General features: G+C 60.0%; 23 protein-coding genes. 10 read left to right on the forward strand and 13 right to left on the reverse strand.

Features of this window, described 5'->3' with window-relative positions:
* Positions 1-19: 19 nt before the first annotated feature.
* The 5 genes from ACR0CG_RS07120 to ACR0CG_RS07140 form a co-directional block, all read right to left on the reverse strand.
* Positions 20-265 (reverse strand): MoaD/ThiS family protein, encoded by a 246-nt coding sequence (locus ACR0CG_RS07120; protein WP_480523706.1) that lies wholly within the window; start codon positions 263-265, stop codon positions 20-22.
* Positions 258-2513 carry a xanthine dehydrogenase family protein molybdopterin-binding subunit gene (locus ACR0CG_RS07125; RefSeq protein WP_480523708.1) on the reverse strand — a complete coding sequence of 752 codons (2256 nt, stop codon included), beginning with the start codon at positions 2511-2513 and terminating at the stop codon, positions 258-260. Before ACR0CG_RS07125 ends, ACR0CG_RS07120 begins: the two co-directional genes overlap by 8 nt.
* A complete protein-coding gene (locus tag ACR0CG_RS07130; RefSeq protein ID WP_170615926.1) occupies positions 2513-2992 on the reverse strand; it encodes a (2Fe-2S)-binding protein in 480 nt (159 codons plus the stop codon). The genes ACR0CG_RS07125 and ACR0CG_RS07130 overlap by 1 nt, the downstream gene beginning before the upstream one ends.
* Complete coding sequence (locus ACR0CG_RS07135; protein WP_480523711.1) at positions 2989-3855, reverse strand: FAD binding domain-containing protein; 867 nt, start codon at positions 3853-3855, stop codon at positions 2989-2991. Before ACR0CG_RS07135 ends, ACR0CG_RS07130 begins: the two co-directional genes overlap by 4 nt.
* A gap of 128 nt (positions 3856-3983) precedes the next feature.
* Positions 3984-7196, reverse strand: a complete 3213-nt coding sequence (locus ACR0CG_RS07140; protein ID WP_480523713.1) for a reductive dehalogenase — start codon at positions 7194-7196, stop codon at positions 3984-3986.
* Positions 7197-7269: 73 nt separating this feature from the next.
* On the opposite strand from ACR0CG_RS07140, the gene ACR0CG_RS07145 reads away from it, so the two are divergent.
* Complete coding sequence (locus tag ACR0CG_RS07145; protein WP_480523715.1) at positions 7270-8172, forward strand: LysR family transcriptional regulator; 903 nt, start codon at positions 7270-7272, stop codon at positions 8170-8172.
* Here ACR0CG_RS07145 and ACR0CG_RS07150 read toward each other — a convergent pair.
* Complete coding sequence (locus ACR0CG_RS07150) at positions 8163-9014, reverse strand: LysR substrate-binding domain-containing protein (protein ID WP_480523717.1); 852 nt, start codon at positions 9012-9014, stop codon at positions 8163-8165. The genes ACR0CG_RS07145 and ACR0CG_RS07150 overlap by 10 nt on opposite strands.
* Positions 9015-9119: 105 nt before the next feature.
* Here ACR0CG_RS07150 and ACR0CG_RS07155 point away from each other — a divergent pair, with 105 nt between their 5' ends.
* Positions 9120-9821, forward strand: a complete 702-nt coding sequence (locus ACR0CG_RS07155; RefSeq protein ID WP_170824707.1) for an SDR family oxidoreductase — start codon at positions 9120-9122, stop codon at positions 9819-9821.
* Between the two features lie 2 nt (positions 9822-9823).
* Here the strand turns inward: ACR0CG_RS07155 and ACR0CG_RS07160 are convergent, their stop codons facing one another.
* Genes ACR0CG_RS07160 through ACR0CG_RS07175 form a run of 4 tightly spaced genes read right to left on the reverse strand, consistent with a single transcriptional unit; the run spans position 9824 to position 15547 of the window.
* A complete protein-coding gene (locus tag ACR0CG_RS07160) occupies positions 9824-11095 on the reverse strand; it encodes an NAD(P)/FAD-dependent oxidoreductase (protein WP_480523719.1) in 1272 nt (423 codons plus the stop codon).
* Positions 11096-11134: 39 nt separating this feature from the next.
* Positions 11135-12169 carry an ACP S-malonyltransferase gene (locus tag ACR0CG_RS07165; protein ID WP_480523721.1) on the reverse strand — a complete coding sequence of 345 codons (1035 nt, stop codon included), beginning with the start codon at positions 12167-12169 and terminating at the stop codon, positions 11135-11137.
* A complete protein-coding gene (locus tag ACR0CG_RS07170; protein ID WP_480523723.1) occupies positions 12166-14358 on the reverse strand; it encodes a dehydrogenase E1 component subunit alpha/beta in 2193 nt (730 codons plus the stop codon). The genes ACR0CG_RS07165 and ACR0CG_RS07170 overlap by 4 nt, the downstream gene beginning before the upstream one ends.
* 22 nt (positions 14359-14380) lie before the next feature.
* The gene (locus ACR0CG_RS07175) at positions 14381-15547 is read right to left on the reverse strand and encodes a pyridoxal phosphate-dependent aminotransferase (RefSeq protein ID WP_480523724.1); all 1167 of its coding nucleotides are present in this window, start codon (positions 15545-15547) and stop codon (positions 14381-14383) included.
* A gap of 97 nt (positions 15548-15644) precedes the next feature.
* Here ACR0CG_RS07175 and ACR0CG_RS07180 point away from each other — a divergent pair, with 97 nt between their 5' ends.
* Both ACR0CG_RS07180 and ACR0CG_RS07185 read left to right on the forward strand, forming a co-directional pair.
* Positions 15645-16541: a LysR substrate-binding domain-containing protein gene (locus ACR0CG_RS07180; protein ID WP_480523726.1), complete on the forward strand. Its 897-nt coding sequence runs from the start codon at positions 15645-15647 to the stop codon at positions 16539-16541.
* A 30-nt stretch (positions 16542-16571) separates the two neighbouring features.
* Entirely contained in the window at positions 16572-17096 is a 525-nt protein-coding gene (locus ACR0CG_RS07185) for a GNAT family N-acetyltransferase (RefSeq protein ID WP_480523728.1), read from the forward strand.
* A 103-nt stretch (positions 17097-17199) separates the two neighbouring features.
* On the opposite strand, the gene ACR0CG_RS07190 is transcribed toward ACR0CG_RS07185, so the two are convergent.
* Together ACR0CG_RS07190 and ACR0CG_RS07195 are read right to left on the reverse strand one after the other, a co-directional pair.
* The gene (locus ACR0CG_RS07190; RefSeq protein ID WP_170682179.1) at positions 17200-18357 is read right to left on the reverse strand and encodes an acyl-CoA dehydrogenase family protein; all 1158 of its coding nucleotides are present in this window, start codon (positions 18355-18357) and stop codon (positions 17200-17202) included.
* 139 nt (positions 18358-18496) lie between these two features.
* Positions 18497-19060, reverse strand: a complete 564-nt coding sequence (locus ACR0CG_RS07195) for a TetR family transcriptional regulator (protein WP_170682180.1) — start codon at positions 19058-19060, stop codon at positions 18497-18499.
* A gap of 300 nt (positions 19061-19360) precedes the next feature.
* Here ACR0CG_RS07195 and ACR0CG_RS07200 point away from each other — a divergent pair, with 300 nt between their 5' ends.
* The gene (locus ACR0CG_RS07200) at positions 19361-19825 is read left to right on the forward strand and encodes a nuclear transport factor 2 family protein (RefSeq protein WP_480523731.1); all 465 of its coding nucleotides are present in this window, start codon (positions 19361-19363) and stop codon (positions 19823-19825) included.
* Between the two features lie 11 nt (positions 19826-19836).
* Positions 19837-20457, forward strand: a complete 621-nt coding sequence (locus tag ACR0CG_RS07205; protein WP_480523732.1) for a pyridoxamine 5'-phosphate oxidase family protein — start codon at positions 19837-19839, stop codon at positions 20455-20457.
* A gap of 226 nt (positions 20458-20683) precedes the next feature.
* Here the strand turns inward: ACR0CG_RS07205 and ACR0CG_RS07210 are convergent, their stop codons facing one another.
* A complete protein-coding gene (locus tag ACR0CG_RS07210; RefSeq protein WP_480523734.1) occupies positions 20684-21346 on the reverse strand; it encodes a TetR/AcrR family transcriptional regulator in 663 nt (220 codons plus the stop codon).
* A 64-nt stretch (positions 21347-21410) separates the two neighbouring features.
* On the opposite strand from ACR0CG_RS07210, the gene ACR0CG_RS07215 reads away from it, so the two are divergent.
* The 4 genes from ACR0CG_RS07215 to ACR0CG_RS07230 are packed head-to-tail and all read left to right on the forward strand — an operon-like array spanning position 21411 to position 25310.
* Positions 21411-22727: a flavin-containing monooxygenase gene (locus tag ACR0CG_RS07215; RefSeq protein ID WP_480523736.1), complete on the forward strand. Its 1317-nt coding sequence runs from the start codon at positions 21411-21413 to the stop codon at positions 22725-22727.
* Positions 22724-23626, forward strand: a complete 903-nt coding sequence (locus ACR0CG_RS07220) for a bile acid:sodium symporter family protein (protein WP_480523738.1) — start codon at positions 22724-22726, stop codon at positions 23624-23626. The genes ACR0CG_RS07215 and ACR0CG_RS07220 overlap by 4 nt, the downstream gene beginning before the upstream one ends.
* On the forward strand, positions 23623-24555 hold the full coding sequence (locus ACR0CG_RS07225) for an SDR family oxidoreductase (RefSeq protein ID WP_480523740.1): 933 nt from the start codon (positions 23623-23625) through the stop codon (positions 24553-24555). Before ACR0CG_RS07220 ends, ACR0CG_RS07225 begins: the two co-directional genes overlap by 4 nt.
* The gene (locus tag ACR0CG_RS07230; protein WP_480523742.1) at positions 24552-25310 is read left to right on the forward strand and encodes an SDR family NAD(P)-dependent oxidoreductase; all 759 of its coding nucleotides are present in this window, start codon (positions 24552-24554) and stop codon (positions 25308-25310) included. The genes ACR0CG_RS07225 and ACR0CG_RS07230 overlap by 4 nt, the downstream gene beginning before the upstream one ends.
* Positions 25311-25372 lie beyond the last annotated feature (62 nt).

Here is a 25372-nt window from a genome sequence, read left to right on the forward strand (position 1 = left end):
CCTTCGGGGTCAACCTCGCTCAGCCGCCACGCAGGCGTTGCATCAGGTAAATCTCGCTGCCTTCCGGGATCGGTTCGGTCAAACCCGAGGCGATGACGCGGCCGTCGATGGCGATTGATACCCCGGCATCAATCGGTGCCTGCAATTGCGGATGCGCGCGAACAAGTTCGCGCAGCAACTCGCCGGTGGTTTTGGCCTGCACCTCGACCACCTGCCGGCCCCCGGTCAGAGACCGGAGGCCGGACCAGAGATGGACCTCAACCATTGTCCTTGAGCGCCGCCAGAATGCGGGGCGGCGACATTGGCAGTTGCTTCATCCGCACGCCCGCCGCATTGGAGACAGCGTTGGCGATGGCCGCCAGCGGCGGCACGATGCCGGTCTCGCCCACGCCGCGCACACCGAACGGGTGACCGGGGTTGGGCACTTCGACAATCACCGTGTCGATCATCGGCAGGTCACTGGCCACAGGAATGCGATAGTCGAGGAAAATCGAGTTCTGCAGCCTGCCATCTTCGCCGTAGATATACTCCTCGTTCAGCGCCCAGCCGATGCCTTGCGCGGCACCGCCCTGATACTGACCTTCCACGTAAGTCGGGTGGATGGCCTTACCGGCATCCTGAATGACCGTATAGCGGGTGATCGCGGTTTTGCCGGTTTCCGGATCGACCTCGGCATCGACGATATGGGTGCCGAATGACACACCCGCCCCTTCCGGAGTGGCTTCGAAATGCCCCGAGATCGGACCACCGGTCGCACCCATATCGGCGGTGATATCGGCCAGCGGCATTGGATCGAAATCGCCTGCGTTCGGACCCGAAGGCACGGCACAGCCGTTTTCCCATTTAACCGCATCGACCGGGATACCCCATTTGGCCGCCGCGCGTTCGCACAGACGTTCCACAGCGTTTCTGGCTGCCTTGATGGTCGCCAAACCGCTGGCATAAGTCACGCGCGAGCCGTGGCTTACGTCGTTGTAGCCCAGCGTCGCCGTATCCGCGACGGTGACACGAATGTTCTCGTATGGGATACCCAGCACTTCGGCCGCCATCAGGGCCATCGACGCACGCGAGCCACCGATGTCGGGTGTGCCGACCATAACCTGGGCCGAGCCGTCCTCGGACAGCGCAAGCGAGACGCTGGTTTCACCACCGTGATTGAACCAGAACCCGCACGAAATGCCGCGCCCCTGCCCCGGTTTCAGCGGCGCCGAATAGTGGGGATGGGCCTTGGCCGCCTCAAGCGTTTCGACCAGACCGATACGTTCGTAAGTCGGGCCATAACTGGCTTTGGTGCCTTCGTGCGCCGCGTTCTTCAGACGCACGTCCACCGGATCCAGCCCCAGCTTTTTGCACAGCTCATCCAGCACGGATTCCACTGCGAACGCCCCCATGGGTGCGCCGGGGGCGCGATAGGCGGCCTGTTTCGGACGGTTGGCCAGAACGTCATAGCCGACCTGACGAACATTGGTCAGGTTGTAGGGCGCAAAAGCGCACATGGCGGTCATATCCCCGGGCGCTCCCGGAAAAGCACCGCCCTGCAGTCGGAAGATACCTTCGGCCGCCGTGATCGTGCCGTCTTTCTTCATGCCGATTTTGATATCCATCGACGCGGACGAGGTCGGGCCGGTAGCTCGGAACACCTCAGAGCGGCTCATTACGATCTTAACAGGCCGGTTGGCCTTGCGGCTCAGCGCCAGTGCAACCGGTTCGATGAACACGGTGGTCTTGCCACCAAAGCCACCACCGATTTCCGAGGCGGTCACCCGCAGCTGCGCCGTTTCAATGCCTACCAGCGTGGCGCAGTATTTCTGCGCGTACCAATGGCCTTGCGTGCAGCACCACAGCTCACCCTTGCCGTCACTGCCCAGAGATCCAAGGCAGGCGTGCGGTTCGATATAGCCCTGATGCGTTGCCTCGGTCACAAAACTGTCTTCCAGGATCAAATCCGCCTCGGCAAACCCGGCCTCGACGTCGCCATGGCCGCTTTCGTGATAACGCACGACGTTGGGGTGCATCCCTTCGGGCACGGAATAGTCCGCAGCCCCTTCGCGGATTACCGGCGCATCAGGGGCCATAGCCTTGTCCACATCCGTGACGTGGGGCAGCACTTCGTACTCGACCTCGATCAGCTTGAGCGCATCGCGCGCAGCCAAAGCCGACGTGGCCGCAACCGCCGCAACAGCGTGACCGTCATAGAGGGCCTTTTCACCCGCCATGACATTTTCCAGCACGCTCCAGAATTCGCCTTCCAAACCGGGCTTGAAGGGCACATCCGCGAAATCGGCCCGGGTCACAACGGCTTTGACGTCCTTCAGCGCCTCGGCCTTCGATGCGTCGATCTTCACGATCCGCGCGTGCGCATGAGGGGAACGCAGGATCGCACCATGCAGCATACCGGGCGCATAAGCATCGGCGCCAAACCGGGCCCGGCCCGTCACCTTGTCCAGACCATCCGGCCGGTCAGGACGGGTACCCACGAAATTGAATTCGGATTTCCGATCGTCGAGTGCCATTACGAAGCCTCCCGCATCTCAGCTGCCGTATCCATCACGGCACGAATGATCTTGTCATATCCCGTGCAGCGGCACAGGTTGCCCGCCAGCCAGTACCGGGTCTCCTCCTCGGTCGGGTTCGGGTTCTTTTCCAGCAGGGACTTCGCCGCAACCAGAATACCCGGCGTGCAGATGCCACATTGCAGGGCGGCGTATTCGATGAATTTCTTCTGCAGCGGGTGCAGAACATCGCCATCCGCGATACCTTCGACGGTTTCGATCTGCTTTCCCTCCGCCTCGACACCCAGCATCAGGCACGAGCATACCAGACGGCCATCAACCGTGACCGAGCACGCGCCGCAATCGCCGGTGCCGCAGCCTTCTTTGGCGCCGGTCAGGTTCAGCTTGTCTCGCAGGCAGTCCAGCAGGGTTTCGCGGGGATCACACAGGTATTCAACCGCGTCACCGTTCACGGTGGTGGATACGTGTAACTTGCTCATGCTTGCTCTCCCTTCGCGCGGGCAAAGGCGATTTTTGCGGCGCGCTTTGCCAGAACACCCGAAACTTCGGTGCGGAATTCGATTGTGCCGCGTTTGTCGTTGATCGGATTACAGGCTGCGGATGCAGCCGCAGCCAGTGCATCAAGCGCGGCGTCGTCCAGAGTGGTGCCGATGATGGCCCTGGCGCAGTCTTCGACCAGCAGAACGGTCGGGGCCACCGCACCCAGCGAAACACGCGCCTCGGTGATCTTATCACCATCCAGGCGCAGGTTCACGCCGACGCCGACGACGGCGATGTCCATCTCGGTACGTGGAATGAAGCGCAGATATGCGTCTCCACCGTTGTCTCCCCGCGCCGGAATGTGCACTGCGGAAATCAACTCGCCCTTGGTCAGCGAGGTCTTTCCGGGGCCGACTGGAATATCTTCGACCGCGACCTCCCGCGTGCCGCCAGGACCGGTCACGGTCACCGTGACACCGGCCGCTACCATGGCCGGCACGGAATCAGCCGCAGGCGAGCCATTGCACAGGTTGCCCGTCAAAGTCGCGCGTCCCTGAACCTGGGTGGAGCCGATCAGATCCATTGCCTCGACCACGCCGGGCCAGTCGCGGCCAAGTTCGGGGTGCTCGCTCATTTCGGCACCGGTGGCGGCGACGCCAAGGGTCCAGCTGCCATCGGCGTTTCGGGTGATGTCCCGCACCCCATTGATTTTTTTCACGTCGATCAGTGTATCGGGGGTCACCAGTTCCGAACGCAATTGCACCAGAACGTCGGTGCCGCCTGCAAGAAACCGGGTCGTGCCCGTTGCATTCGCTGCCAGCGCCGAAGCTTCTTCGAAACTGTTGGGGCTGTGATAGTCCATTTGTTTACCTCGCACCTGTGGATCAGGATTAACTGGGGTTTGAACGGGACGTTAGTGCAGCAACCAAGTGGCGTCCATGGCCGGAACGACCAAAATTTAGGTTTCCCAAAGTCGTTTTTGAGCAATTGTCAGAGGTCAATCTCGATCACGCCATCCGCAGTCGCGGCGCGGCTTTGGCATAAAATGATAGCTCCTTCGCGCTGCCGGTTCGACAACACAAAATCACGATGCTCAATTTCGCCCGAGATAACCCCGCATTTGCAGACCCCGCAAATGCCGTCGGCGCATTTCACATCCACATGAATTCCCGCCTCATTCAGAACCTGCGCGGCATCCTTGTCCGATGGGACGGTCAGCTCCCTGCCTGACTTTGCTAGCTTCAGAATGAACGGATGGTTTTCGTATTCGGGTTGCTCGGGAACCGAGAAATACTCCAGATGCCGGGCGTCTTCGGGAAAACCCTGTCGTTCTGCCGCTTGTATCACGCCGTCCATATATCGATCCGGACCGCAGGTATAAACGTGCCATCCTTCCTGATAATCAGACAGGATGACATCCAGATCGGCCCGGGTGTTTTCGTCTGAAAAATGGTAGTGCACATGATCGCCCCAGGGCGCTGCGGCAAGGTCCTGCAGGTAACCAGCGTCCGCCCGCGTACTGGCGGAATAGTGCAGCTCGAAGTCTCTGCCCAGCGCGTGAAGCCTGTGCGCAAAGGCAATCATCGGGGTGATGCCGATACCGCCGCCCATCAGGAACGTCTTGCTGGCAGTCTCATCCAGTTCAAAGTGATTGATGGGTTTTGAAATGAATACCTTGCGCCCCTTGCCGAAGATACGGTGCAACAGCGCCGAACCGCCGCGCCCTTCATCTTCGCGCAGGACGCCGATCTGATACGTAGTCCGGTCAGCAGGATCGCCCGACATGGAATACTGACGCAGAAATTCCGGGGCGACCAATACATCCAAATGTGCGCCGGCAGTCCAGTCCGGCAACGGCGCACCATCCATGGCCGAGAATTCGTATTTCGTGACATCAGAAGACATCTTGTCGACCCTGGTCAGTTCAACCCGCATCACCGGTGCGTCTCCGGCGATCTGATAGCGGTGAACCACGCTCATATCCCCGGCGGCTTTGCGCGCCTTGTACTCGTCTGCCGAAACCAGAGCCTCATAGGCGGCAATCCCGGCCTCGCGGTCCATCGCGAAAGGATAGGGCCATGGGTGCGGGGCCAGGTAAGCCGGGTAGACGGCCAGCGTCTGATCCTCGTATTTCAGGTCCAGATCCTTTTGCAGGTCACGCCGGTTCAGGGGATGGGTCGAAGGGCGATAGGCCCCGTCCGCCTGCAACTCGATATCCCACCACCATTTCTTGGTGTCGTTCAAACCGCCATTTCCGAGCGCGTCGTCCAATTGCGCCAACACGGGTGCGGCGGATGGGATGTTCATCGCTGCCCAGCGGAAAGGGCGTTCGCTGAACAGGCCTTCAAGGTTCCAAGGGCAGGTTTTCATGCACCGCCCGCACATGGACCCGCCCGGTGTCGTGATCCGATAGGTGGCGCATTTCTGGCTGTCGGACTTCCAGATTTCATAGCCGTTGAACATCAGTTTCGGTCCGGCAGTGATCGCCCCCGAGGGGCACTCGCGCGCGCATTTGTTACAGGACTCGCAAAAGCTTTGCAGGCCAAAGTCGATGGGCTTGTCGTGGCTCATCGGCATATCTGTCGTTACCACGCCCGATTTCAGACGCGGCCCGAGATAGGGGTTCAGGATCACCTCGCCAATGCGGCTGACTTCGCCCAACCCAGACAGCAACAGCAGTGGTGGCTGCAGCACTTCGCCATCCATGACCGTATGCGCCTTGGCCTTGTAGCCCAGATTGCGGATTTGCTGGGCAATCACCCCGCCCAGTAAGGAAAATCTCAGATACGCGCGCATGGACTGGGCGACGCTGATCCAATCGTCACCGCTGGCGCCTTCCATCGTCTCATACCCCTGATCAATGATCATGCTGACGGCTTGATCATGGGGCGGGTCGATGGCTTCGCCGGTTGCGTCGTGGGAATACCAGGCCCAGTCCGGGCACCGGCTGAGACCGACCGCATCGACCCCCAGAAAGTAGGACGCCGCCTTGATGTTCGCCGCGTTCCGCTGCGCATCTGTTGGCTTGAACCCGTCGGCGCTGTCGCCATCCTGCAGCAGAACGAAGGCACCCAGCGCGCGCCTTTGTGCGAAGCTGGGCGCGGATTTGCGGACGTAGTGCCCGCCTTTGGCCGCGTCTTGAAGGGGCTTGCCCATATCTCCGAATTGCGCGCGGGCAAACATGTCCGCCCGTTTCGGCACACGGGCCACGTTTTCCTCGTCAATGTATGTGGTTGGATCGTCGACACGCGTCAGCTTTTCGAACGGATGCGCGCCATCCACATAGCGCCGCTTGGCATAGAGGTCACGGTTCAGCGCACTTTTGGCGAAACCTGCCCCCAGCCACCACGCGGGACCCTGAGTTTTGAACCACGGCTGCTGCGCCATGGGCTTCAGGGGCTTGTCATGGGCGATCTCCATCTCGGCGGTGATTGCGGCCAACCCGAACCGTTTGCCAAGCCAGGGGGCGACAAGCACGCCGCCCTCGGCCGTGACCAGCCCCGCGGCAACGGCCAGCCTGTTCAGATCCACCTCGGACGACATGACCGTATGCGCCCGCGCATCGAACCCGAGCAATCGGATATAGTTGGCAATCACCACCGCGTTTTCGGTCGCCAAAAGGCAGGCACGATGGTCCTGTGCATCCCTGATCCACTCTGTCCCCGGCTCATCCGCGTCCGGGTCGCGATGATGTTCGTACAGGAAAACAATCGCGTGTCGGTGGGCGTCTATCGAGCCGGTCTCCGCCTCCATGCTTTCCTTCAGATCCGCCATGATCACATCGATGCCCGAGGCCAGCGTCTTGGTCTGGCGCGTTCTCAGGGCGTGGGCCAGCCGGTCGATGTCGCGATTTCTCCGGGGTTCGGGCAACAGCGCCTCAGCCGGCAGCGGTCCGCATCCGATCATCGAGGCATCATTGAAATAACCAAACGCCTTCAGATGATTGGCACGCTCCGACGGGCTGTTCGGGATTCCAGCCATCGCGGGGTTCACGAACCCGTCACGAATAGCATCCATCATGGCCTGAAATTCGCCCATCGCGTTTACGATGCTTTCAGGCTGGTCGGGGCGGTGAAAGCTGAGCTCTTTCATCGGCGGCACAAGCGACAGATCCGGAAGGTTGTCCTGCCGAGCCAACCGCTCCATTGGGTAAGCCCCCATGTGGACGGGTCGGTTCTTGTCCGAGAAAAAGCGTATTCCCATTCGCGCCTCCTGATCTGAAAGCTGCCTATCCTGCCGTGGACAGCAAATCCATTCATGAATAATCATAGATTGTATGAGCAAAACTGATTTTACTGATTTGGATGGCAAGGTGCTGCGCATCTTCCTGACGATACTCGAGGAAAGCTCGGTCTCGAAGGCGGCCGACCGGCTTGGCGTTACGCAATCTGCAATCAGTCATACACTGGCGAAGCTGAGACTGGTGTTGAACGATCCGCTGTTCATTCGTTCAGGTCAGGGCCTGACCCCGACCGAGCGCGCCTTGTCCCTGAAAGAGCCGGTTCAGACGCTGCTCGACGATATGCGGGCCCTGACCCACGAGCGCCCATTCGATCCCTTGTCCGAAGAAATGGCGTTCGGGATCGCCACCAACGACATGCCGCGCGAGCTGATCTTTCCCGAGCTGCTGCGCGCAAGCCGCGCGGACGGCATTCGCGTTGAACTTGGTTTTATTCCGTCAGGTGTACCCGACCCCGACCTGCTGCGCGGTGACAGGTGCCAACTGATGCTGACGCCGCTGCCGCCGGACGGGCCGGACATCATTCAGAAGCTGTTGATCACCAGCCCGCTGATGATTTTCTATGACGGCGCGATGCGAACGCCCCCGGACAGCTGGTCCAGCTATTGTCAGGCGGAACATGTCGAAGTGCGGTTTGCCGATGGACGCAGTTCGCGCGCGGTGATGCGCGGCGTGGATCAGTCGCAGATCAGGCCACCCACCGTGGCCCTGCCGCATTTCAACGCTATTCCATCTTTCGTGAAAGGCAGCGATCTGATTTCGACCGACACGGCGCTGATGAAACAGGGGCCGTTGTCTTCGCTTGATTGCGCGCCGCTTCCGTTCAACTGCGACCCGGTTTCGATCTACATGGTCTGGCACCAACGATCGACCAACGACCCCGCGCATCGGTGGCTGCGAAACCGGATCGAAGCGGTTGCCGCAAGGCTTCAGGTCTGAGACAACAGCCAGTCGCGAACCAACCCGACCAGTTCTGGCTGTCGTGGATTGGCAGGTGCCACGACGTGAAACCCCAGATCCCCGATCAGAACATCCGGCAGGGGTTGCACCAGACGACCGGATTCAAGTTCCCTCTCTACCAGCGGTGCGTTTGCCAGCGCGATCCCCTGCCCCGACATCGCCGCATCGATGGCAAGGCTGGTCTGGCTGAAACTCATCATCCGGGGTTTGCCGGTTACTCCGACACGCTCAAGAAAAAGCGGCCAGAGTCCGTGCGTATCGTTCAGCAGGACCTGGCCCAGAAGATCACGCGCAGCCCGCACATTCCCTGCCAGGTCCGGACTGCAAACGGCAACGAACTCGGTCGAAAACAGGGGTGTTACGATCAGCCCGGGCCCGAAAGGTGCGCGACCCTGCCTGACGGCGATATCTACATTGTCGGCCCGGAAGTCTGCCAGCCGCTCTCGGGCGTCTACCTGAACCGAGATGTCTGGGTGCAGGTCCGTGAATGTGTTCAGGCGCGGGACCAGCCATTTCGACGCGAAACTGGGTGTAACCGAAATGGTGATCTGTCTTGTGCCGGCCAGGTCATCGACGGCCTCTTCGATAAGCTGGAAGGCCCGTTGCAGCGGTGCGTGAAACCGCCGCCCCGCTTCGGTAAGGCGCAACCCGCGTGGCATGCGGTCGAACAGTTTTTCCGCCAGCCGCGCCTCCAACCCGCGCACCTGCTGCGCGACCGCGCCTTGTGTAACGCCCAGTTCATCAGCGGCGCGTCGAAAGTTCAGGTGTCGTGCCGAAGCTTCAAAAGCCCGCAATGCATTCAACGGAGGTAGAGCGGCCATCGCATAAACCAGTAGATTTCCTACTGTTTTATGGCAGAAGAACTGATTGGTCAAACCCGGCCGCAACCTCCACATTCAATCCAGACATTCAATCGGAGAGAAGAAATGGCAAAAGTGGCTCTGATCACGGCTGGCGGCAGCGGCATGGGCGCGGATGCGGCTCGGCGGCTGGCGGCGGATGGCTTCAAGGTCGGCATCCTGTCCTCATCCGGGAAGGGCGAGGCGCTGGCGGATGAGTTGGGCGGCGTCGGCGTTACCGGATCGAACCAGTCCAATGAAGATCTGCAAAGGCTGGTTGATACGTCCATGGCGCAATGGGGCCGCATTGACGTGCTGGTCAATTCCGCCGGACACGGACCGCGCGCGCCTGTTCTGGAACTGACGGACGAGGACTGGCACACCGGAATGGACGTCTATTTCATGAATGCCGTCCGCCCGACACGGCTGGTCACACCAATCATGCAGACGCAGGGCGGTGGATCGATCATCAACATCTCGACCTTCGCCGCATTCGAACCGGATCCGGTGTTTCCGACCTCCGGCGTGTTTCGGGCTGGTCTGGCGGCCTTTACAAAACTGTTCTCGGACAAATACGCAGCAGACAATATCCGCATGAACAACGTCCTGCCCGGCTTTATCGACAGCCTGCCCGAGAAAGAGGAATTCCGGGCGCGCATACCCATGGGAAGGTACGGTCGCAGCTATGATGAGATCGCGTCCGTCGTTGCCCTGCTGGCATCCGAAGGGGGCGGATACATCACGGGTCAGAACATTCGCGTGGACGGTGGCATCACACGATCCGTCTGACCTCAGAACCGTGCCTTCACCAGATGCGTCAATGCCGCGCCTGTTTCAAAAAAGGCGCGGCGCAATCCTGTCCAGCCTTCACGATGCGCAGCCACGGGCTGTACTGGCAGCACTGACGGATCATCCACCAGAAGGCTTTCGGCCATGAGACGCCCAAACACGGTTCCCGGCCCGATGCCACGCCCGGAAAAGCCGTGCGCGGACAAGGCGCGCGGTCCAAGCCGAGTGATTTTCGGGATGTGATCCGATGTCATTGCAATTCGCCCATGCCAGCCATCTGTCAGCGGCTGGTCCGCCAGTTGCGGATAAAGCTCGGCCATCTTGCGGCGCACCCACCCGGAATGGGCCCACCGCCCGGCGTGGCCCAGATCCCCCATCGCGCCGATGATAAAGCGCCCATCGGCATCCATTCTGAAGGATGTCATGATCAGGCCGGTGTCCCAGCACCCTTCGCCGCCCGCAAGGATGCTTTCGCGCACATCATCCGGCAAAGGCTGCGTTGCATATTGGAAGTAGTAGACCGGCACGTAGGCAGGCGCGGTTTCCTGCAGGTCGCAGTGATAGGCGTTTGTCGCCTGAATGAGCGCCTTGGCCCGAACAACTCCGCCTTCCGTGATCAGTGACCAGCCGCCCTCGTTCTGTGTCACGGAACGCACGGGGCTGTTCGTGAACACTCGCGCCCCGGCCGCGATTGCGGCCCGGGCAAGCCCCTGAACATAAGACAGCGGCTGGATGGTTCCCGCCCGGGGATCAAAAAGCGCACCGTGAAACGCGGAACTGCCGGTACGTCTGCTGGTTTCCTCGGCAGTCAACAGCTCGACCGGAGCGCCGGATGCGCGGAGCTGCGCATGGCGTTTCGCAAGGTCCTGATTGCCTGCCGGGGAATGTGCGCAATGCAATGTCCCGTTCCTGACCGGCGCACAGTCAATTCCGTGTTGCCCGATCAGGCGAAAGACTTCGTCCGGAGCCCCGGCCAACAGGTCAATCAGTCGGTCGCCTTCGGCCTTACCGAGATGCGCGCGGATGTCGTCAGGGGGCAGCCATAGGCCCGCATTGGCCAGCCCCACATTGCGCCCCGATCCGCCGTGCCCGATCTCCTGCGCCTCGAGCAGACAGACCGATGCGCCTGCTTTGGCGGCCGTCAGGGCAGCGGAACAGCCGGTGTAACCCCCGCCGATTATCGCCAGATCCACGGTCAGATCGGCAGTCAGCCGGGTGCTGTCCACATGCTCGCGGCTGGTATTCAGCCACAATGGCTTTTCATGATCGCTCAACTCGACGCCCTCGGATTCGCACCAGTCCTCATCGGTGTATCAGCCGGTTACCAGCATTCTCTGATCGTCGCGACCCATGGCAATCAAAAGGGGCTCTGCCTCCTGTCGGGCCTGAAACGCAGCCTTGTCGGCCATGCCCTGCCAATTTGCCAGAACCAGTGATTGCGCGACCGCGCCACCAAGCGTTGCGCCCGGCCCGGTGACAATGAACAGATCGGGGGCAAACTCGCGCGCGGCGGTCTGCACTGCACGTGAAAAGTCATAGGTTTCCGTGACCTGATGCCCCAGCGTGTAGTCCCAAAGCGCCTTTGTGTCGGTTGCACCGGGCCACCAGATCTTGCCGCGTCCGTCGATCAGCGGCAGATCCGGCTGAGCGAACAGTTCCTGGCCAAGCAGGGCACGGCCCCTGGCTGCAACCGGTGCCTGAAGCCCGGTATGGAACGCCGCGTGATTTGCCAGTCGCATGGGAAACCGTTCCTGCACCACCGGCTGCGACTGCTCAAACGCTTTCAGCCCGTTTTCGTTGCCCGCCAGCACAAGCATTCCCCCCAGATCAATGGAGAGTGCCAGATCGTGGCCGTTCAACGCATCAATTCGCGCCACATCCGCCAGCAACTCAGCCTTCCGCGCAGGATCGTTCACCCAATCGTCACCCACAAACGGATACACCAGCTGACCACCAATCAGCTGTTCCTGCATGAGGGTTCCCATCGTGTTAACCACCCGGAACCCATCTTGCGTACTCAACGCGCGCGCGGCGGCCAGTGCGATATACCACCCCATCGAATTGCCGGTAACGGCCACAATTTCGATATCGTCCGAAAGCGACTGAGCATCCGCAAGCGACGCCGCATAAATCAGGGGTGAGGCCACATCGCCTCTGGAGTACTTGCCGACCGTATAGCGCTGAGCGCCATCCAGCGCCGTGACACCTTCCTGGCCCGCTTCGGCGCGAATGGCATCAAACGCGGCGAACATGTTCATCCGATCCGAATGGTGTCGGTGCAGATAACCCAGTTCGGGCTTGTTATAGGTACCCCGTCCGGGGCAAATCACTACGGCGGTTCGGGTCATGGCTGCACTCCGGTCAGCTTCAGTGCAGAGGCGACGATACCATCTTTGGACGGCAGCGGCGCGGCATAGGCGGGGCCCGTCGCTATGAAACAATCTTCGGCCACGACGCGGGCGGTTGGTATCGCGTCACTTTCTTCGCGGAAAAACGTCATCAGCGCCTCGGACTGGCTGCCAGTCCTGCGGCATTCATCCACGATCAACACATGCCGGCACGATTTGGTAGCCTGCCGCAACGCGTCTTCCGGCAGGGGGGCCAGCCAGCGCATATCGATGACACGCACGCTCAGCCCTGCGGCCTCCAGATCCGGTAAAGCCTGCCTCGACAGGTAATATCCGTTGCCATAGGTCACGATCGCAAGATCGGTTCCTTCGCCATGCACGCCCACGTCCCCCAATGCAATTCTCTGGTCAGGCGAAGGATATGTCGTCATCCAACCGCCATCCTGCGGTGCATGCAGATCCCGCATCGGATACAGCGCGATGGGTTCCAGGAACACCACCACCCGTTGCTCTTCCCGGGCCAGACGGGCGCACTCGCGCAACATTTTCGCCGCATCCGCTCCGTTCGACGGGCAGGCAATGATCACACCCGGTATGTCCCGCAACACGGCCAGCGAGTTGTCGTTGTGGAAATGCCCCCCAAAGCCTTTCTGGTATCCAAGGCCCGCAATCCGCAGAACCATCGGGTTCGAGAACTGCCCGTTCGAGAAAAACGGCAGAGTCGCCGCCTCGCCCCGGATCTGATCCTCGGCGTTGTGCAGATAGGCGAGGAACTGAATTTCCGGGATCGGAATGAACCCGTTGTGCCCCATTCCGATCGCCAGCCCCAGGATGGATTGCTCGTCCAGAAGGGTGTCGATGACCCGATCCGGTCCGAACCGTTGCTGCAGCTTCTGTGTCACGCCATAGACACCGCCCTTGCGCCCGACATCTTCGCCCATGCAGACGATCTCGCGATGTTCCAGCATCAGATCGGTCAGTGCCCAGTTGATCAGGCGGCTCATTGGTTGCGGTTCATCCATTGCCCGCATATCTCCGCCAAACGTCGTGGATCGGGCCCCGGCGCTGGGGCCGTTTGTGGGTTTGCAGACGCGTTTTGGTGGGACCAGGCTGGCCACAACGTCTTCGGCGCTGGCCAGATGCGGGCGGGTCGCGGCCTCGGCGGCGATCCGGTCAGTACGGGCGCAGGTCTGGTTATAGATTTTCAATGCCTCGTCCGGCGTCATGGCCCCGGCCTGATCCAGCAGGCGAACGGTATGCAGCAAGGGATCGTTGGCTTCATCCGCCTCGACCTCGGATTTGCTGAGATAGGTTGTCGGCACATCCGCCCCCGCATGGCCATAAAGACGAACCGTTTTCAGATGCAGGAAAGCGGGCTTGCGGCGCGTCCGGACATATTCGGCGGCTTCCTGTGCCACGGCATAGGTTTCGAATATATCCAGCCCGTTGGCCTGAAAGTACTTGATGCCCGGCCGATGCTCCATCGAGGCCTGAATCCAGCCCTTTGGCGTCTTCACTGAAATACCGATGCCGTTGTCCTCGCAGACAAACAACAATGGCAGCGGCGTTGACTGCACGCTGGTCCAGCCGGCCGTATTGATTGCACCCTGTGCAGTCGAGTGATTGGCCGACGCGTCACCGAAGGAACACATGGCGATCCCGTCTGCGGGAAGGTCCCGATGCTCGGGGTCATGACGCCGGGCGGCGCCCAGCGAATAGGCCGTGCCCACGGCCTTGGGCAAATGACTGGCAATGGTCGAGGTCTGCGGCGGTATCATCAGCGCCCGGGATCCCAGCACCTTGTGCCGGCCGCCTGACGTCGGATCCTCTTTCGAGCAGGCAAAGCTGAGAAGCATATCCCAGGCGATCTGCTGACCCGGAACCTGTTCAGCCCGCGCAATCTGAAACGCGGCATCGCGGTAGTGCAGAAAGGCAATGTCGGTCGGCCGAAGCGCGTGGGCCACGGCCGCCATGCCTTCGTGCCCTGAAGAACCGATGGTATAAAACCCTTGGCCGGCCTTCTGCATCGCCCGGCTTGTCCGGTCCAGCGCACGGCTGAGAACCTGCGATCGGTAGAGCAAGACAGCCTCGGGCCCGCTCAGCCCCGGACGGGGCGGCGCGCCTTCGGGCAAGTCGCGGCGGGCGACGCGGGTCAGGAAGTTGTCGTGAACGATCTGGGCGCGGTCCATTGCAATTCCCCGGTCTTTGAATTCAAAGCTTTTCGACGGCGGCCGCAATGCGGCTTAGCCCTTGTTGCAGGCTTTCGGTGGCATAAGCAAAAGAAAGCCGCAGATGCCCCGGCATCCCGAAGGCCCGCCCCGGCACCAGCGCCACACCCACTTCCTCCAGCAGGTAACGGCAAAACTCGTGATCGACCGGCATTTTGCTTGGAGTTTCGGGGAACACATAAAACGCCCCGTCCGGTACCGCACATTTCATCCCCGCCGCATTCAGACCACGGACCACCAGATCACGACGCGCCTGCATTTCGGTGCGCCGGTCCGCCAACAGGTCCTGCGGTCCGGTAATCGCAGCCAAAGCCGCAGCCTGCGCGACCGAACACGCACCCGAAGTGATCTGCCCCTGCACCGCGATCATCGCCTTGATCAAGGGTTCAGGCCCAATACCCCAACCGATCCTCCAACCGGTCATCGAATAGGCTTTGGACACGCCGTTTACAGTCAGCGTCCGGTGCGCAAGCTCGGGCAAGGCCTCGACAAACGGGGAAAACGGCACATAGGACAGATGCTGATAAATCTCGTCAGCAATGACCCAGACCTGCGGATGACGTTGCAACACCGCCCCCAAAGCCTGCAATTCCGCCTTGGAATAGACTGCTCCCGTCGGGTTTGACGGCGTATTGAGCAGCAGCCAGCGCGTGCGCGGCGTGATCGCCGCCTCCAACTGTGCGGGCAAGAGTTTGAAATCTTGCTGTTTCGGGCACTCCAGCACCACAGGCACACCGCTCGCCAGCCTGACCATGTCTGCATAGCTGGTCCAGAACGGGGCCGCGGTGATAACTTCGTCGCCCGGGTTCAGGGTCGCCATCAGCGCTCCGGACAAAACCTGCTTGGCACCTGTCGACACGATGACATTCGCGGGCCCGACCCCCGCTTGGCCTGCAATCGCCGCACGCAGGGCCGGTGTTCCCCCCGTGGCCGGGTATCGCGTCTGACCCTGAACAGCAGCAAGATGCGCGGCCTCGACCACGTGCGGCGGCGTTGGAAAGTCGGGTTCTCCGGTGCTGAGCGCGATCACATCCACGCCCTCGGCCCGAAGACGCGCCGCATGTTCGGAGACCTGAACGATTTCCGAAAGCTCTATCCCGTCGAGCCGCTCGGCCCGGTTAAACTCGGCCACTGTTTCTAGACTGCCCATATGCCAGAATCCCGTTACCCATCAGCCTGCCCTGTATCGGGCTAGCGCCTTCGCAATGCCAGTGATATTCCATCCGAAAGGTATGAGGATTCGTTATATGATTGCGCCCCGACGCTTTCTGCCTTCGATCCCGTCGTTGCTGGCGCTGGAAGCGGTTGATCGTCTCGGCAGCGCCTCAGCAGCGGCCGAGGAACTGTCTCTGACGCAAAGTGCGATCAGCCGTCAGCTCAAGACCATGGAGGAGCAGCTGGGGGTCGAACTGATCCAGCGCACCCAGATGCGCCTGCATCTGACACCGGCGGCAAAGGAATATGTCCAGATTGCCCGAACCGCACTGCACCAGCTTGCGCAGGCCTCTCTCAAACTCAAGGCAAACCCGACAGGCGGATCGCTGAGCCTGTCCATTCTGCCTGCGTTTGGCATGCATTGGCTGGCCCCCCGGCTTCAGGATTTTGCACGCCGCCACCCCGAAGTGACCGTGAACCTGAATACCCGCCTCAGACCGTTTGACTTCCAGACCGAGCATTTCGATGCCGCCATCCATTTCGGACAACGTGACTGGCCCGGCGTCAATTACCTGCCCATCATGCGGGAAGATATTCTGCCTGTCTGCGCCCCGGATCTTCTGCCGAAGAGTCAGGACAGTATAGAATGGCTGACGTCGGCCCCATTGCTGCATATCGAAACCCGCCCCGACGCGTGGGAGCAATGGTTCGCAATACAGGGACACCCCGTCAAAGGCCTGACCGGAATGATGTTCGATCAGTTCTCAACCATGATTCAGGCCACAATCCACAGGCTGGGTGTCGCACTGCTTCCCAGCTATCTGGTTGCCGAGGATCTCAGGAAAGGCAGGCTGTCGCTGGCCTGGCAGGGTCCGCCGGTCAGCCTGGGTGACTATTACCTGGTGTGGCCGCAGCACCGACCTGCCGCAACACCGCTTGTTTCTTTCCGCGCCTGGCTTGAGGGGCAGGTCGCAACACCACCGGATTAAGCGGCTGGACCGCTGTCAAAGGAGGCCGAATTGGACGACAAGATCACCATTCGCGAAACGGGCGCATCGGATCGGGCGCAAATTCTGGAATTGTACCCTGATGCGTTCCCGGACGAAGATCTGACACTGCTGGTCGCGGAACTTCTGACGCTGGAACAGGATATCCTGTCATTGGGTGGATTTACCGGTGATCGGCTGGTGGCCCATGTCCTTTTCACCACCTGCCGGACGGAGAACGACCCGACACCGGGGGCCCTATTGGGGCCGCTTGCCGTTTCATCGGACCTTCAGCGACAGGGGATCGGCACACGGCTGGTCAACGCAGGCATCAGCAAGCTTCAGACACTCGGGCATCTGCAGGTCTATGTGCTTGGTGATCCGCAGTATTACAGCCGTTTTGGGTTTCTTGCGGAAGACCGGGTATCCACGCCCTATCCCATTCCAACGGAATGGGCCCCGGCGTGGCAGTCCCTGCACATCAACCGGAACCAGACAAAGGCGTCTGGCGTTCTGCGCCTGCCAGATCCGTGGATGAACCCCACTTTGTGGGGCTGACCCATCTGCTGTCACGAACGCAGCGCGCCCCGGCGCGCTGCGCGGCCCAACAGGAGGAGGTGTTCCGCAAGGAACATTGACGACTGGCGGGAGCGTTCCGGATTCAGACGTCCAGTGAACGGGCGATGAGTTCCTTCATCACCTCATTTGTCCCGCCGTAGATCATCTGAACCCGCGCATCCGCATAAAGGCGGGCAATCGGATACTCCATCATAAACCCGTATCCACCGAACAGTTGCAGGCATTCATGCATGACCTCGTTCTGAACCTCGGAGCCCCAGTACTTCACCATTGACGCCGTGGCCGCATCCAGTTCGCTCGCTTCAAGCTTTCCGATACAGTCATTCACAAAGCTGCGCAGAACTTCGGCCTTGGTCTTGCATTCGGCCAGCTTGAATCGCGTGTTCTGAAAATCCATCACGCGCTGGCCAAAGGCTTTTCGTTCCTGCGTGTATTTCACCGTTTCTGCGATGGCGAAGTCGATCGCGCCCAGTGCCATGATGCCAATGGTCAGACGCTCCCAGGGCAGCTGCTTCATCAACTGATAAAAGCCCTGCCCCTCTTCCGGGCCGATCAGGTTCGTCATCGGAACCTTGACGTCTTCAAAAAACAGCTCGGCCGTGTCGTTCGCCTTCATACCCAGTTTCTTCAGGTTGCGGCCCCGACGAAACCCTTCCGCGCCGTCGGTTTCGACAGCAATCAGGGACACCCCCTTGGACCCCTGCGATTTGTCGGTCTTGGCCACCACAATGACAAGATCGGCGGTCTGGCCATTGGTGATGAATATCTTGGATCCGTTGATCCGGTAGGAATTACCATCCTTCTCGGCCGTGGTTCGCACTGCCTGCAGGTCTGACCCGGTTCCCGGCTCGGTCATGGCAATGGCGCCGACCATCTCGCCGCTGGCCAGTTTTGGCAGCCATTTCTGTTTCTGATCTTCGCTGCCATAGGTGGTGATGTAATGGGTTACGATGGACTGAATCCCAAATCCCCATCCGGCATCGCCTCGTGAAGCCTGTTCGTACAGCGTGACCGAGTCGAACCCCATGCCGCCGCCGACGCCGCCGTAAGCCTCGTCAATCGAGCCCGCCATCAAACCGGTTTCGCCCGCTTTCGTCCAGAACGCGCGATCAACGATCCCCTGATCGACCCAGCGATCAATGCTCGGGACAAGCTCGTCATCCATGAACCGGCCGGCCATTTCGGCAAACATCCGGTGTTCGTCGGTGACCCATGCGGCGGTCGAAGTGAAAAGCGACATATCGTATTCTCCGGTCTTTGATAGTCCGATGCTATCCCCGGCCCCGGATTCTTCCAATCCGGGTGACGCCGCGTTCTCAACCCTTGCTACGCGACGTTCCTTTGCGCGGTCTGGTGTCTGACCTTCTCATCAAATCCGGTCATGTCAGCGCGTGGTCCAGCAGAACCTGCGCCGCCTCCTTTGCATCCTGCGCAGGGTCGCATTTTTTCAGAAGAACCGCCGTCACAATCGCGCCCTCCTGCAAAAGCAGCAGCTGGCACCCCAGACTTTCAGGATCACGAACCCCGGCCTTGCGGCACAGATCGGTCATGTAGTCCAGAAGCAACCGCTTGTGCTCGGCCGCCTGAACGTGGATCGGGTGGTCTTTTTCCTGGTACTCAGCCCCGGCCTTGATGAACATGCAGCCGCGGTACTTGTCTTCCTCGAACCATTCCTTCAGCACATCGAAACTGGCGATCAGCTGACCGGCGGGCGTTTCGGAAAGGTCTTCAATCCTTCGGACGAACCAGTTTCGGAAGTTTTCATCTCGCAGGCGCAATGCCGCAAGGATCAACTCCTCCTTGGTGCGGAAATGCTTGTACATCGATGTTTTGGATACGCCTGTTTCAACCACCAGCTTGTCCATTCCGGTGGCATGAAAACCGTCCCTGTAGAAAACCTCCAAGGCCTTGCGGACAAGCTCATCACGTTTGTTGGGGCGCATTCTTAGCTCCGGATTGTACTGATCAGTACATATACACTTTTCAAAGCACCTTCAATGATAACAATTACTGCATTGTTTTATAATGCTATTTTTCAAGTCAGGAGAATGACATCGAATATTCTCGAAAAAAGGACTTGAAAAAGTGTACCGATCTGTACATCTTATCATCAAGATTTACCGATCTGTACACCAAAGGAATTTACCGATGCGACGTCGTGCCAGTCTATTTTCACCGCAATACGTTCCGTTTCTTCTGACTCTGGCGCTGATCACTGCCGCCTTAACCTGAAAGCCTGAAATATGAACCGCCCCCCTTCGCCGCCCTTCACGCATGAAACGGCCACCCGGAAAGTGCGCATGGCGGAAAACGCCTGGAACAGCCGCGACCCGGACGTCGTAACGCCCGCCTACACGGAAGACAGCCGCTGGAGAAACCGCGCCGAGTTCCTGAGCGGGCACGCCGAGATTCACGCGTTTCTGACACGAAAATGGGCCAAGGAGCTTGATTACCGCTTGATCAAGGAATTATGGGCCTATCGCGACAATCGCATCGCCGTACGGTATGCTTATGAATGGCAAAACGACAGCGGTCAGTGGTTCCGGTCATATGGCAACGAAAACTGGGAATTTGCTGAAGACGGCCGAATGGCTTCGCGCCACACGTCGCTGAATGATCTGCCGATCACCGCAGAACAACGCATGTTCCACTGGCCCGCAGGACAGCGCCCCGACGACCATCCCGGCCTGTCTGATCTGGGTCTTTGAAAGGACAGCCCATGCCACGCGCGTTTTCCGAACTGACCTTCACCCCCGCCGTTCGCGCCCATCAGGAGAGGATGGGTTCGGCGCGAAGCTATGCCAAGTTCCTGGACGGCGGTCCGCAAAAAGGACACCTGATCGGAGAGGCTGAAAAGGCATTCATTCAGGCCCGCGACAGCTTTTATCAGTCCACTGTATCCGAGACCGGTTGGCCCTATGTTCAATTCCGCGGCGGTCCGGTCGGGTTCCTGAAAGTGCTTGGGCCGCAAACCCTTGGATACGCTGATTTTTCAGGCAACAAACAGTACATTTCACGCGGGAATTTGGACGGCAACGACCGGATTGCCCTGATCCTGATGGATTATGCCAATCAGCGCCGTCTGAAGATTCTGGGACGGGTCGAATTCACCGAAGGCGAAGCCGCAGCCGCCAGGCTTTACCCTGACAACGCCGAAGCCCCCGCCGAGCGCGCAGTGATCATCAAGGTCGAGGCCTTGGACTGGAACTGCCCCCGCCACATCACCCCTCGTTTCACCGAGGCCGAGCTTCGGCCTCACCTGAATTCGCTTGGCCAGCAACTGGCGCAGCTTCAGGCCGAAAACGAAAAGCTCAGGCAGCAATTGGCAGGGCGATCCTGAACACGGCGTCAACAACGCTCCTTACCCTTGAATTAGAACAAGGAATTACCCGAATGATGCGATCAACAATGAATTTAGCCAGCGCGCTGTTAGCTGGCATCGTTTTTTCACTGGCAGTGATTTCGTTTGGGTTCTTTGCCTCGCCCGAAGCGGTTCGAACGTCTCCGCCCGCGGCGTATAATTCGCTTCTGCTGATACAGTTTGAAACCAGGTAATGCCAAACCGTCTAGGGGTTTGCGGATCGAACAAGCGCTTCGATCCCTGCCGCGCAAAAATCGATCAGTTCGTCGGTCCCGGCAAGTTGTCCGCCTTCTGACAAGGCATCCACCCGCCATGCACTGTTGAGATGCGCCAGAACTGCGGACACCGAATACACCTGCCCGCTGGCCAGCAAAGCGGCATCGACCTTCGGGTACAGCGCCGCGATTTCCGCAATGAAACGCCGCGCCGTTGGGTCGAAGCATTCCGCCGCGATGGCGCGCCAGCGCGGGTCCACAGACACATGTGCCACCAGACGCCCATAGGCCATCCATCCCGCTCCGCCCGTTTCGGCTAACGTAATGTAAGGGCGAATGAAGCAGTCCAGAACACCGCGCAGTGTTGGCTGACCAGCTTCTTTCAACGCGTTCAGGGCGTCCAGCCGGATCTGGGCCAGTTCATCCGCGCGACGCGCAACGGTCTTGTGAAACAACTCTTCCTTGCCGCCCCCGTGGTGATGCACCAACCCGACTTGCACACCGGCTTTGGCCGCGATGTCCCTGATCGACGCCCCTTCGAATCCGCGATCGGCAAACAGCGCCTCGGCCGCGTCCAGAATGCGCGCCCGGGTCTGCAGCGATCGTTTCGATGGTGCTCTTTGTCGTTTTATTTCAGTCACTTTGGCGGTCATGAAAATCATCTTGCCTTATTTTGTACGATCGTTCAACTTAAGCCGTGCGAACAGGGGAGAGTTCATGTCAGAAAAGCGCGAGGCATTCGCCCTCATCGGGGCGGGCCCGATGGGGCTGGCTGCGGCCAAGGTGCTAAAGGAGCAAGGTATTCCATTTCAGGGGTTCGAGCTGCATTCGGATGTCGGTGGTCTGTGGGACATTGATGCCCCCAGATCAACCATGTATGAGACTGCCCACCTGATCTCGTCAAAACGGATGACGGAATTCACCGACTTCCCAATGGAGGATGGGGTCGCCGAATATCCGTCGCATCGGGCAATGCGGGATTATTTTCGCGCCTTTGCTGATCACTTCGATCTGCGCAAGTTCTTCACATTCAATGCCGAGGTAACGAAAGCCAGGCCGTTGGGCGCACCCGGCGATGGCTGGCGCGTTTGCTGGCGGGATCAGGACGGGGAACATGAGGCCGAGTTTGCCGGTGTTCTGATCGCCAACGGCACCCTGTCCGAACCTAACATGCCGCAGTTCGCAGGCACTTTTGAAGGTGAACTGATCCACGCCTCGCAATACCGGTATCCCAAACAGTTCGATGGCAAACGCGTGCTGATCGTGGGCGCAGGAAACTCGGGTTGCGACATTGCGGTGGACGCCATTCACCATGCCGTGCGCTGCGATCTGTCGATGCGGCGCGGGTACTATTTCGTTCCAAAATACGTGTTTGGGAAGCCAGCTGATACGATGGGCGGAATGATCCGCCTGCCCATGTGGCTGAAGCGCAATATCGACAGCCTGATCCTTGGGTGGTTCATCGGGGATCCGCAGAAATACGGCTTTCCCAAACCGGACTACAGACTGTACGAGAGCCATCCTATCGTGAACTCACTGGTGCTGTACCACGCGGGTCACGGAGATCTGCGCGTTCGGCCCGACATTCAGCAGGTCGACGGTAAAACGGTGCATTTCACAGATGGCGGCAGCGAAGACTATGATATGATCCTCGCCGCGACCGGGTACAAACTGCATTACCCGTTCATCGACCCAGATCTGCTGAACTGGCAGGGCGATGCGCCGCATCTTTACCTCAACTCCATGCACCCGGACCGCGACGACCTGTTTGTTCTGGGGATGATCGAAGCGACCGGTCTGGGCTGGCAGGGACGCCACGAGCAAGCCGAGATGGTGGCGCGCTATATAAAAGGTATTCAGAGCGGCTGCACCGCGGCGGCCGAACTGAAGGCCACAAAACAAAAATCCTATGAGCGCGCCACCGGGGGCATGAACTACCTCAACCTCGCCCGCATGGCGTATTACGTGGACAAGGCGACCTACCGCAAAGCGGTCACCGGCTGGATTGACAAGTTTAGGAAAGCCGCCCCATGACCGGCATCGATGAGATCACCCTGAACTTCACCCCGGCCTCACTGACATTGCTGAACGGCATTCTTGCGATCGTGATGTTTTCGATTGCCATCGACCTGACCCCGCAGGATTTCAACCGCCTGCGCCGGGCGCCCAAGCCCGTGATCGTGGGGCTGACCTCTCAATTCGTAGTGCTGCCTGCGCTGACGTTTGTACTGGTCTGGCTGGCGGCCCCGCGTCCTTCGATTGCTCTGGGGTTGATCCTTGTCGCAGCCTGCCCCGGCGGCAATATTTCTAACTTCATAACGCATCGTGCTGGCGGCAATGCCGCCCTGTCCGTATCGATGACTGCATTCGCCACGATCGGGGCAATCGCAATGACCCCGTTCAACATTGCGTTTTGGGGCGGGCTTTATCCACCGACCCGGGAAATCCTTCAAAGAACGGCAATCGACCCCTGGCAGATTGCGATCATCGTGGGGCTGATGCTGATCCTGCCTCTGGTGCTTGGCATGGTGCTGAACCAGCGCCGGCCGGATCTGACCGCGCGGTTGCGGACACCGCTGCAGTACCTGTCCATGGGCATCTTCGTTGCGTTCATCATTCTTGCTCTGGCGGCCAACTGGGACTTTTTCCTGGGCTTTGCCGGAGCCGTCGCCGGGCTTGTGATCATTCACAACGCGCTGGCTTTGGGGGGCGGTTGGGTTGTGGCCACTCTGACCCGGCTGTCCCCCTATGACCGCCGTGCCATAACGATCGAAACCGGTATTCAGAATTCCGGCCTCGGGCTGGTCCTGATATTCGCGTTCTTCAACGGATTGGGCGGCATGGCCGTTGTGGCAGCCTTCTGGGGCATCTGGCACGCGATCTCGGGGATTGCGCTGGCAACGGCAATGGCTCGGACCGAGGCAGCGCGATGACCCGCATCCTAATTACCGGCGCTGCCGGAACAGTCGGGCGCGCCCTTCTGGCCGAAGTCAAAGACTTTGCTGTATTTGCCACAGACCTGAACCGACCGTCCGACCTGCCCGAAGACATCGCGTTTCTGCATCTGGACGTGACCACTGACGAAGCGGCCCGTGTGATCGCGAAGGTGAAGCCGGAAGTCATCGTTCACCTGGCCTCGATTGTGACACCACCGCCCGGACTGGGCCGCCAGAAAGCGTTTGAGGTGGATGTCACCGGCACAAGAAACGTGTTGAACGCTGCAATTTCCAATGGCGTTCGGCGGCTGGTCGTCACGTCGTCGGGCGCTGCCTACGGCTATCACCCGGACAACCGCGTCCCGCTACGCGAAAAGGATCCGCTGCGTGGCAATGCCGAATTTCCCTATGCCGACCACAAACGGCAGGTCGAGGAGATGCTGGCCGAGGCCCGTCAACGTGCGCCGCAGCTTGAGCAGGTGGTCCTGCGCGTGGGCACTGTACTGGGGGAAGGCACGGACAATCAGATTACGGCGCTGTTTCACAAACCACGACTGCTGGCGGTTTCCGGCAGCGACAGTCCCTTTGTCTTCATCTGGACCCGCGATCTGGCGCGTATACTGAAACGTGCGGCGACAGATGGACCGGCCGGTATCTTCAACGTGGCCGGCGACGGAGCGCTGGGAATAACGGAACTGGCGCACCTCATGAACAAACCTGTTTTGCGCCTGCCTGCGTGGGTGATCCGATCAGCCCTGAGCCTTGCCCGCCCCCTTGGCCTGTCGCGATACGGACCGGAACAGGTGCGATTTCTGCAATACCGGCCGGTGCTGGACAACACTGCGCTGAAAACCAATTTCGGATACACCCCGGAAAAGTCCAGCGCCGAGGTATTCGCGCTGTGGAAAGGATGGGCGGGGCTATGAAAACGGCGGTGATATCCGGCGGCGCAGGTGGGCTGGGCCGGGCCTTGTCGGCGGGGCTTCAGCGGCGGGGCTGGCGTGTTGTCCTGTTGGATCTGAATGTGTCAGATCTTACGGCGACCCCAACACAGCTTCCGATCGGGTGCGACCTGACGAAACCCGAGCAGTTGCAGGAAGCGGTCCTCGAGACCATCACATCCAGCGATGGCATCGATCTGGTCATCTACAATGCTGGTGTCACCCAGATTCGCGGGTTTGACGTTTCCGACGACACCAGCCATCGCAAACTGTTCGAGATCAACTATTTCGCCGCCGTCGCAATGGCGCGCGCGTTTCTTCCGGAGCTTCGCAGAACGCAGGGCACGCATCTGGCGATCTCGTCGGTCGCAGGCTTCGCGCCGCTTTATCACCGGACGGCCTATGCTGCCTCGAAACATGCGCTTGAAGGGTTTTTCAAATCGCTTCGATCCGAAGAGGGGCCGCACCGCGTCAGAGTGCATATTGCCGCGCCGTCCTTTGTTTCCACCAATCCCGGCAATGCCGAAACGCAGGCAGATGGAATGGCACGTCCCGGCTCGGCATCCGATGAAATGGACGCCATGAGCCCCGAAAAAGCCGCCGAGGTCATCCTGCGGGGGTTGGACAGGTCCAAGCCCATGATCCCGGTCGGGCGTGTTGCGCGCATTGCGTGGTGGCTCAACAGTTTGTCGCCGCGCCTGTATCAGCGACTGATGGAACGGAACATACGCGGATCCTGAATTCGGACAAAAAACCAGTCGAACCCCTTGACCTTCCCGTGACTGGAACCCCCATGTGCAGG

Source organism: Ruegeria sp. AB8 (assembly GCF_056542605.1).